This is a genomic window from Azohydromonas australica DSM 1124 (genome assembly GCF_000430725.1).
GTDB classification, from domain to species: domain Bacteria; phylum Pseudomonadota; class Gammaproteobacteria; order Burkholderiales; family Burkholderiaceae_C; genus Azohydromonas; species Azohydromonas australica.
In genome coordinates, this window is the sequence record NZ_KE387209.1 from 1 (window position 1) to 1,799 (window position 1,799).

Genomic DNA, 1,799 nt, shown 5'->3' on the forward strand with positions numbered 1-1,799 from the left:
TGGGGCTTCTCCTGTTCGCTCCGAATGACGATCCACAGGTCAATCTTGGTGCTTCGACACCGTCAAAGAACTGGGGAAGTCCCTTCGTATTCGCCTCCCGTGTGGCAAGCGAGTTCTTGAAGTTCTGACTCGGCGGAATTGACTGCGGTCTTATATCCGGCCTACTGGTGCAGTCCGGGTGTAAGCCCGCTGCTGGCCTTGATGGTCATTCGCAGGGTCGGTGCTCATCTCCAATGGTGAACTTCGCCGTAAGGCTCGTTCCAGACATCATGCAGCTTTACCCGACCCGCGGTCCGACCGCGTTGCCATCACTTCATCGACTCGACTCGCGCACTCTTTGCGGCATCCACTCCTTAGGTAAGTTTGTTTACGTTGCAACCGCTTGCGCGGCGCAACCCTTGGGCGGGGTGCTCTTCCACTCCCGCTGGTACTCACGCCCATGGGCCACCAAGGCCCAGGCCGTGCGTGCCATCTTGTTGGCCAGCGCCACGGCTACCACGTTCAGTGGCCGGCGTGCCAGCATCTGCTCCAGCCACCGAGGCTTGTGCTTGGCGTTCTCGATGACCGAGCGCGCGCCGTGAATGAGCAGCGTGCGCACGTACGGGTCGCCGCGCTTGGAGATGTGTCCGATGTGTGTCTTGCCCCCCGTGCCGCTGTGCGCGGGCACCAGCCCCAAGCTGGCGGAGAACTCCCGGCCCGAGTGCCAGGCACTCCCGTCGCCCAGCGTGGCCGCCAGCGCCGTGGATCCCAGCAGCCCGATGCCTGGCACCTCGCGCAGCGTGCGGGCGTTGTCGAGTTGCTGCTGCAGTGCTGCGAGCTGGTGCTCCAGCTCGTCGATGCGCTCCTCAAGCTGGGCCAGCGTCTGTAGCTGCCCATCCACCAAGGTGTGCATCACCGCGGGCAACTGCGCATCGATCTCGGCGCGCTGCTGTGCCAGCGCCTTCAACCCTGCTTGGCGCCCGCCGCGCAGTACGACGCCGAACTCATAGAGCAGCCCACGCAGCGCATTGACGGTGGCCGTGCGCACGCTCACCCAGTGCGAGCGCGTGCGGTGCAGCGCCAGCACCGCCTGCTGCTCGACGCTCTTGGCGCTCACACGGCGGATATCGGACTGCTGAGCCGCGAGCCAAATGGCTCGTGCATCGGCCGCATCGTCCTTGTTGCTGCGCACGAAGGGCTTGACCTGCTGCGTCGGCAGCAACTCCACCTGGTGGCCCAGCCCACCCAGAACGCGTGCCCAGTGGTGCGCGCTGCCACAGGCCTCCATCGCAATGCGCACCGGCTGCAGCTGCGCAAAGTACGGTGCCAGCTTCGCGCGCGGCAGCTTCTTGCGTCCGATCTCGCCGGTTCGGGCATCGACCCAGTGCAGTTGCATCACGTTCTTCGCCAAGTCCAAGCCGTAGGTCGTACGATTCATTTGGGGCCTCCGTCTTCAGGAGTTGTTCAGCGCAACTCCACTCTGGCACTTCGATGCCGTCCGACGCGAGGTCCCACTCTTCACCTCTGGTAAGCGGTGTTCCCACCGCCCGGCAAGCCGGGATGTCGGTTCAACAGGGGGGAGGCGTCCATACCATCTCCAGGCGCGACAGGGCCTGTCGCTGCTCCTGGACACACCGGAGGCAACAGGCTCCCTGCCGCTTTTGTGTTGATTCAGGACCGGTGGCGCCGCATGGGACGCCACCGTGCACCGGCGCGTTGCACGCCGATGGGAACCGCAGGCGGCGCCGTGAGCGCTCGCCCGCCGGTGGGTGGCGTTACTCGGCCAGCGACTTCATCACCGCGTAGAGGTCGGACTTGCC

The 1,799-nt window shown here is 65.1% G+C and carries 1 protein-coding gene; it reads right to left on the reverse strand.

All coding sequences use genetic code 11. The features are described 5' to 3' along the window. Positions 1–367: 367 nt before the first annotated feature. On the reverse strand, positions 368–1,417 hold the full coding sequence (locus H537_RS0130405; RefSeq protein ID WP_029000901.1) for an IS110 family RNA-guided transposase: 1,050 nt from the start codon (positions 1,415–1,417) through the stop codon (positions 368–370). Positions 1,418–1,799: the final 382 nt, after the last annotated feature.